This window comes from Vibrio sp. V03_P4A6T147 (genome assembly GCF_002241085.1).
GTDB classification, from domain to species: domain Bacteria; phylum Pseudomonadota; class Gammaproteobacteria; order Enterobacterales; family Vibrionaceae; genus Vibrio; species Vibrio anguillarum.
This window is the reverse complement of sequence record NZ_NDIO01000054.1, coordinates 1-7227: the sequence shown is the minus strand read 5'-3', so window position 1 is coordinate 7227 and position 7227 is coordinate 1. Positions and strand designations below refer to the sequence as shown.

Sequence of the window (7227 nt, the reverse complement as noted above, 5' to 3'; positions counted from 1 at the left end):
ACTCAGGACTCAGGACTCAGGACTCAAATTACTCTTATAAAAGTAGGTAAATCAATAGCCAGTCACCAATTTATTAAGCAATTAATCTTAAAGTTGAACCAGAATAGAGAATTAATGATTGATACTGCTCAAAACGCAAGCAATCACTTTAGCTTAAACGTGATGATGCGGACTTTCTATCCTGTATTCGCCTTGAATATGGTAAGCTGCGCCCCTATTTTTAAGTCTATTCACCGTAGGCTCACGAGAATTCCCACGCCTACTTCATTGTGTAAAGAGAATTGTGATGAACTTCGATTTAAATATGATCCCTACCACCTTTGATATGCTGCATGCTGGGCTCAGTGCATCAAGCCTTTTGCTACTTCTCATTGTGGTATCACGCAAATCAAAAGTCGTTGAGAAAGTTGTTGAAAAACCTGTCGAGAAAATTGTCGAAGTCGAAAAGCCGGTTGAAACGATTGTTGAAGTCGAAAAAATCGTAGAAGTAGAAAAAGTGATTGAGCGCGTAGTTGAAGTCGAATCTAAATTAGCGACAGCGCCAACCGATTCCGCCCTACAACTTTTGTCGTTAATGCAGCAAGAAGCTCGTCTGATTGACTTCTTAAATGAAGATGTCACCGCCTTTTCGGATGAAGAAGTCGGAGCCGCGGCGCGCGTGATCCACGCAGGTGGTAAAAAAGTTCTACAAGATTACATTCAGCTCACGCCCATTCGCGGCGAAGATGAAGAAAGCCGAATTACCATTGAAGCCGGTTTCAACCCGCAAGAAGTTCGCTTAACGGGTAATGTGACGGGTTCAGCACCCTTTAATGGCACCTTAGTCCATAAAGGCTGGAAAGCAACAGCTATCACTTTGCCTAAATTGGCTGAACAGTATGATGCTTCAATCATCGCCCCTGCCGAGGTTGAATTGTAATGGAACAGACAGCGCCAAAATTTAGTATTGGTATTGACTTAGGCACAACACATTGCGTGCTCTCTTATGTTGATACACAGGATGAAAACGCTCGCGTTTCAGTAATGAGCATCCCTCAACTTACCGCGCCCGGTACGGTTGAAAGCCGTCATCAATTAGGCTCGTTTTTATACCAGCCTCATGAACATGAGATGAGCCCTGCCGCACGCGTTTTGCCTTGGTCGGCCGAGCCAAAAGCCTTAGTCGGAGCCATTGCGCGCAACCTTGGCAGTAAGACACCGATTCGTTTAGTCGCCAGTGCCAAATCATGGCTATGTCATGGTGGCGTCAATCGACGTGATGCATTTTTACCCGTGGGTAGCAGCGATGAAGTGGAAAAGATCTCTCCATTAAAAGCCACTGAGTATTATCTAGAGCATTTAAAAAGCGCTTGGGATCACGCTCACCCTGACTTCCCCTTAGCTACACAAGATGTCACGTTAACAGTACCCGCTTCATTTGATCCAGCCGCCCGAGATTTAACCGCTGAAGCAGCACGCAACGTTGGTTTTGAGCAATTAACGCTGCTTGAAGAGCCACAAGCGGCTTTATACAGTTGGATAGATAATAGCCACGATGCGTGGCGCGATGAAGTCAAGGTGGGTGACATTGTTCTCGTGGTTGATATTGGTGGGGGAACCACTGATTTATCCTTAGTGGAAGTGACTGAAGACGCTGGTAACTTAACGCTCAATCGGATTGCGGTTGGTGAGCACATCTTACTCGGCGGCGACAACATGGACCTTGCCCTTGCTTACCGTTTAAAAATGAAATTGGCGCAAGAAGGTAAAGAATTAGCACCTTGGCAAGTACAAGCGATGACGCACGCTTGCCGAGATGCCAAAGAGGCGCTTCTTAATGACAGTGCCCTACATTCCGTACCGATTGTGGTACCAAGTCGCGGTTCAAAACTGCTCGGTACAACGCTTAAAACCGAATTGACTCAACAAGAAGTGCAACAAACCTTGATCGATGGTTTTTTCCCACAAGTGAATATCACTGATCATCCCGTACAAAAAGCACGTGGCGCATTAACGCAAATAGGCCTTCCCTACGCGCAAGACGCTGGAATTACCCGCCATATCGCCGCGTTCTTGGCAAAACAAGCCCATGCAATGGGTGGCGACATATCCGCTCTAGAAACATCCGCTCTGAATGATAACCCATTTGCTGGCATGCCCGGTATGGGCGAAGCTCCGGAGATGGATTTTATCAAACCGACCGCCATCTTACTAAACGGTGGCGTGTTAAAATCCGATTTATTAGCAAACCGTCTTCTCAGCACTATTAATGCTTGGTTGAGCACTGTGGGAGCACCACAGATGAAGCGCTTAACAGGCTTAGACCTTGATTTAGCCGTCGCCTGCGGCGCAGCGTATTACGGCGCAGTTCGTCGTGGACAAGGTGTGCGTATTCGCGGTGGTATAGCCTCGAGTTATTACGTCGGTATTGAAAGTGCTATGCCTGCCATTCCGGGGATCGCACCACCGATGGAAGCCTTGTGCGTCGCTCCATTTGGCATGGAAGAAGGAAGCAGTGTCCGCGTACCAAGCCAAGAGTTTGGATTGGTCATTGGTGAGCCTGTACATTTTCAATTCTTTGGTTCAACAATACGCCGCGATGACGAAGCTGGCATGCACTTAGATTATTGGGCTCCAGAAGAACTTGTAGAGCTGCCCGAGATCCACGTCACCTTGCCTGTTTCTGAAGGACGTAGACAAGGCGAAGTCGTTCCGGTTCACTTAGCCTCAACGATCACAGAACTCGGGACACTTCACTTAGAAGCCATTGCGACCGACAACGGCCAAACATGGCACGTTGAGTTCGATGTGCGTGAAGATCCTCAAGTCACTCAATAATCCCCACACGGCATCTTCGGATGCCGTTTTTGAAATTCAGGAGCCTCCATGTCTTCTCCTCGCTTTCTCGTCGGTATCGATTTAGGCACCACCAATACTGTGGTGGCATTTTGTGAAATCACCGAATCGTTAGAAGACTCACCCGTGCATCTTTTTGAGGTCGACCAATTAATTGGCCCAGGTGAAGTGGTTCGAAAACCACTCCTTCCGTCATTTCGTTATCACCCAGCCGACGGGCAGATCGCACCTGATGCCCTATCGCTCCCTTGGCAAATTGAACCGGTTATGGGCGATAGCAAAGAGGTAATTATTGGCCAATGGGCAAGAGATTTAGGTGCAAAAGTAGAAGGGCGACAAGTATCCAGCGCGAAAAGTTGGCTCTCCCACCAAGGGGTTGATCGCAAGCAAGCCATCTTACCGTGGACAGGCGCTCACGATGTGGAGAAAGTTTCCCCTGTGATTGCCAGCGCCAGTTATCTCAATCACATCCGGCAAGCATGGAACTACCGTCATCCAAGTCATCGACTTGAAGATCAAAATGTCATTATCACCGTACCGGCATCATTTGATGAAACGGCTCGTAAGCTCACCATCGAAGCTGCAACGCTGGCTGGCTTAAGCTCAATTGTACTACTTGAAGAGCCACAAGCCGTTTGCTATGACTGGTACGCACGTCACCGCCATTGTGCCTCACAGCAACTGCAATCACTCCCTTTGATCTTGGTTTGTGATGTGGGCGGTGGTACGACAGACCTCAGTTTAATTGAAGCGAAACACAGCGTAGACAACCCACTTTCTCTTGACCGAATTGGCGTGGGCGAGCACTTAATGCTCGGAGGTGACAACCTTGATTTAGCATTAGCTCATCTAGCTGAGCAACGCTTTGACGGTTCGAAAAAATTAACCGCCGCCAGTTTGAGCAAACTAATTCAGCAAACTCGCCAAGTCAAAGAGCAACTCTTATCAAACCAAGCCCCAGAGCAGCTAAAAATTACGCTCCTTGGCAGTGGTTCAAAGCTATTAGGCGCAGCAAAAAGCATTTCCCTGACGAAACAAGAGCTGCATGACATTGCACTGAAAGGCTTTTTCCCACTTTGCTCGGTACAAGAACGTCCAAATAAACGCCGCAGTGCAGTGGTGGAATTTGGTTTGCCCTACGCAGCCGACCCTGCCGTGAGTAAACATATTGCTGAATTTTTAGCTGAACACCAAGCCGTTTCTCGCCTTGCGCTCAAGCAAGAGTCAAACGCAACGGCCATTCCAGTTGGATTACTACTTAATGGCGGCGTATTTAATAGTGAGCTTATCACAAAGCGCATCACTCAATTATTGACCGATTGGCGCGGTTCACCGATCACCCTGCTTGATAATCCTCACCCTGATTGGGCAGTCGCACTCGGTGCTGTCGCGTATGGTAAAGCTCGCCAAGGTGCACAGCTTAAAATCGGCGGTGGATCGGCACGCTCTTATTTTTTACACCTGCCTGAAAAAAACAGTGCGGGACATGCTCTGTGTGTCTTGGCTAAAGGCACCGAAGAAGGACAAGAGATACGCTTAACCAGCCGTCGATTTTCACTGACGTTAGGTGAACCAGTACGCTTCAACATCCTGACCTCGACTCACGATATGTTTGCTGATCGCCGCGTTCAAAATGGTCTATTATTGGCTGTTGAACATGAGCTTTTTACGCCACTGCCTCCTTATATAACGGCGTTAAAAGGAAATGATGCTGCTCTATTGCATGCTAACCAAAAGCAACGAGTGGAAGTTCAACTGGCTTGTCAATTAACTGAAGTCGGCACGCTTAAGATTGAATGTGTCAGTGTTGAGGACGAAAAAAACCGATGGCAACTTGAGTTTGAAGTTCGCAATCACAATGAGTCAGACAGTGAAATCCAACGTCATCCTCGCTTGTCAGAGGCGATTTCGCTCATCACACACCTTTATAGTGGCAATAAAAAAGCCTCTGATAACCAAGCCATAAAAACGCTTGGCAAAGATTTAGATAAGCTTTTAGGGCCACGTGATGAATGGGATTTCGCCACGCTACGACCGCTCTTTGATGCATTTTCTCAAGGCCGTAAACGTCGACGTCGCTCAGAGCAACACGAGAAAAACTGGTTGCGTCTGGCTGGATTTGCCCTGCGACCAGGATTTGGCGATCCAACTGATCCTTGGCGTATGGAACAGATGTGGAATCTGTATCAACAAGGTATTCAATTCCAAAATCATCAAGGCTGGAGCGATTGGTGGGTATTTTGGCGGCGTGTGGCTGGCGGACTGAGTCAAGAGCAACAAGAAACGATTCTAGCGGATATCGCTAAGTATCTTCACCCTAGCGCAATCAAAAATCCAAAATCAGCTCAAGAAGCGCACGACAAAGGGTACGAAGCCATGGTACGGCTTGCCGCTTCGCTGGAACATCTAGAAGTGGAAGATAAAGTATTACTTGCAACGTGGTTTTTGAACAAAGCGATTAATCAAACTCAATGTGAACAAGCACACTGGTGGGCCGTTGGGCGGTTAACCTCTCGGACGCTACTGTATGGTAGTCAACATTCAGTCATCCCAAGAGCGCAAGTGGAACAATGGTTACCGAAGTTGCTTGATCAAAACTGGCAAAAAGAACCGATGATTGCCTTTGCCGCGGTAATGATGTGCCGCAAGACAGGAGATCGTCTTTTTGATATTAGCGATGATGTTCGTCAGCTCGTTTTAGCCAAGATAAAGCAAAGTAAGGTTCCAGAAACTTGGTTTACTTTGGTGAATGAAGTGCATGACCTGTCTGACACAGAATCCAAACGTGTCTTTGGTGATACTCTGCCAAGTGGGTTGATACTGCTTAAAAAATGAATCGACCTAATTTGACCACTCTCGTTGCTATGATCACGAGAGCGGTCAAAAATAACGCTGAATGTAGATTACAATTTCCTAAAAATCGCTTCGCAATCCGTTTGCTGCATGTATTTTGGCGCAGGATAATTCCAAAACGCTTCACGAAAAGCTTGTTTGGCCAATTCTGGAATATGCTCTGGCATGACCCCCTGTAACTGTTTAGGGATATGCAGTGTGTGATTGAGCTCTTTCACATACCCAATGAAGGCGTCCGCTTTCATTGAATCGGTCAAATGTGGATCGGTTATTTTGAGTACGTCGGCCAGTTTAGCCAGCTTATCTTTCGCCGCCTCTTTGGAGTATTCCAATACATGTGGCAACACAACCGCATTCGCTAAGCCATGCGGGAAATGGTATTTCGCCCCAACCGCATGGGCGATGGCATGTGTATACCCTAAACTGGCTTTGGTAAAAGCAAGTCCAGCGTAATAAGAGGCCAGAGCCATGTTTTGTCTCGCCGTCAAATTTTGGCCAAAGAACGCCGCTTTTTCCAAGTTATCGTGGATCAGTTTAACCGCAGCGATGGCATAGCGATCAGTCTCTGGCGTGGCATTACGTGATATAAAGGCTTCCACTGCATGCGTGAGTGCATCCAACCCCGTTTGCGCAGTAATATGAGTAGGCAAGGCCATCATCAGCATCGGATCTAACGCTGCAATAAGTGGCACAAGTTTCGGGTCAGTAATCGGTGTTTTTTGCTGAGTTTGAGGGTCAGAAACCACCGCAATGACGGTCACTTCAGAGCCCGTACCTGCCGTGGTTGGGATCACAAACAGCGGCGCAGGTGTTTTCCATACTTTTAACAGCCCCACTAAACGTTTGATCGACTTGCGGTTAGTAGCACAAGCGGCGATCACTTTTGCACAATCGATTGAAGAGCCGCCACCAATAGCGACAACGCCTTGGCACTTCTCCAATCGATACTGATGGAGGCCGGCTTCAACTTGATCATAGGTAGGATCAGGCAATACATGGTTAAACACCACACAACTGACACCAACGCGCTCAAACTCAAAGGTCAGTTTTTTTACATAACCAAGCTTTTCAATGCCTTGGTCTGTTACGACAAGCACGCGTTCAATACCCATCAAAGAAACCGAATAACAGAGTTGCTTGAGCGATTCTTTACCAATAAACAAGGTTGGCTTGGAGATGGGCAGAATCGCTGCGGCCAATTTGAGCACTTTCATGTATAGCTTATGCTGCCACTGCTGGTACTTGATCTCCATGATTGGTCTCGAGTTGTGAAGTTCTATTAACTAGACTAGGCAATACAACGAGTTATCTCTACCTAGAAAGTCAAATTTTGCAAGATAAGGCAAATAATCGCTGATCATTATTAGATTTAACGCCAACTTAAGCTCGCATTTTAATGCAAACCTTGTAAAATCCACCTCGCTCACTTTTTATACTTATAATTGAAATCATTAGCTGAGTACTCTGCACATAATTTTATGTGTCATAAAATAATCGACACGTCGTTTGGCTTTCGTCTTTGAGGTGCATTCCCTGTAC

General features: G+C 46.9%; 4 protein-coding genes. 3 read left to right on the top strand and 1 reads right to left on the bottom strand.

Features of this window, described 5'->3' with window-relative positions:
* Positions 1-286: 286 nt before the first annotated feature.
* Genes B9J84_RS01935 through B9J84_RS01925 form a run of 3 tightly spaced genes read left to right on the top strand, consistent with a single transcriptional unit; the run spans position 287 to position 5670 of the window.
* On the top strand, positions 287-919 hold the full coding sequence (locus B9J84_RS01935; protein ID WP_026028849.1) for a DUF2760 domain-containing protein: 633 nt from the start codon (positions 287-289) through the stop codon (positions 917-919).
* On the top strand, positions 919-2817 hold the full coding sequence (locus tag B9J84_RS01930; RefSeq protein ID WP_094123415.1) for an Hsp70 family protein: 1899 nt from the start codon (positions 919-921) through the stop codon (positions 2815-2817). Before B9J84_RS01935 ends, B9J84_RS01930 begins: the two co-directional genes overlap by 1 nt.
* A gap of 48 nt (positions 2818-2865) precedes the next feature.
* Positions 2866-5670: an Hsp70 family protein gene (locus tag B9J84_RS01925; RefSeq protein WP_094123414.1), complete on the top strand. Its 2805-nt coding sequence runs from the start codon at positions 2866-2868 to the stop codon at positions 5668-5670.
* A 68-nt stretch (positions 5671-5738) separates the two neighbouring features.
* Here B9J84_RS01925 and B9J84_RS01920 read toward each other — a convergent pair whose 3' ends face one another.
* Positions 5739-6941 (bottom strand): iron-containing alcohol dehydrogenase, encoded by a 1203-nt coding sequence (locus tag B9J84_RS01920; protein WP_017042476.1) that lies wholly within the window; start codon positions 6939-6941, stop codon positions 5739-5741.
* Positions 6942-7227 lie beyond the last annotated feature (286 nt).